This is a genomic window from Nocardia coffeae, assembly GCF_019890715.1.
Classification (GTDB): Bacteria; Actinomycetota; Actinomycetes; order Mycobacteriales; family Mycobacteriaceae; genus Nocardia; species Nocardia jiangxiensis.
This window is the reverse complement of sequence record NZ_JAINZY010000062.1, coordinates 1-767: the sequence shown is the minus strand read 5'-3', so window position 1 is coordinate 767 and position 767 is coordinate 1. Positions and strand designations below refer to the sequence as shown.

At 67.7% G+C, this 767-nt stretch carries 1 protein-coding gene; it reads right to left on the bottom strand.

Annotation, left to right across the window (positions count from 1 at the left end):
• On the bottom strand, positions 1–363 hold a 363-nt coding region (locus K7711_RS47040), incomplete at its 3' end, for a hypothetical protein (RefSeq protein ID WP_222979687.1).
• Between the last annotated feature and the right edge of the window lie 404 nt (positions 364–767).

Here is a 767-nt window from a genome sequence, read left to right as displayed (position 1 = left end):
TGCCGCCGCCGCGCGGGAGCGGTAGTGCGTGATCCGCCCGGCCAGGACCGGGCAACCGCGCACCGCGTAGGAGCAACATTCGGGCTGTAATCCTGGTTCTGGTGCGACACCCAGGACCCAGTCTTGTGGGCGTAGCAGCACCACGACCCGGTCCCCGAACGGCTTTCCGCACACCTGGCACAGAGCGAAGGAGAACACCATGTGCAGGTGGGTGGGGTCGATCGCACCCCAGATCGGATCGCGGCGCTCCCGGTGGCACAGAGTGATGAACGGGATCGTGAGCCCCTGGGCGGTCGGGGCGTCATGCAACCGTGCCAGGATCGGTGGACGCGCCGAACCCGGCGACGGCACAACAGAATCCATGATGAGGACCTCCTCGAGAAGAACGGCGGACCGGGCTCAGCGGCCGCAACGGTGTGATGGCGGGGGAGGGCCGATGGCGGGCCGCGTCGGCGTGGGGTGGAGACGAGGACGCAGGCATCCCCGGTGGCGTCGGCCGGGTCGCGTTCGGAGATCGAGCCGCAACGTGTCGCGTTCGCGTGAGCGGGCGCTGTTCGTGTCGCCGGCGCTCGCGGAGACCAGGGCGGTGTGGGGATCGTCGGAATCGTTGGTCAGCGATCCCTGTGGGAGACACGCGAGTTCGCCGACCGCGAGTATCAGACGACAGCGGGCTGGACCGTGAGATCAGTGATCTTCGAGGGCGTTTTTCGGTGGGTCTTGACGCGACTGCGGGATTTACCGAGAGACAGCGATAGCGTTCACCGCCG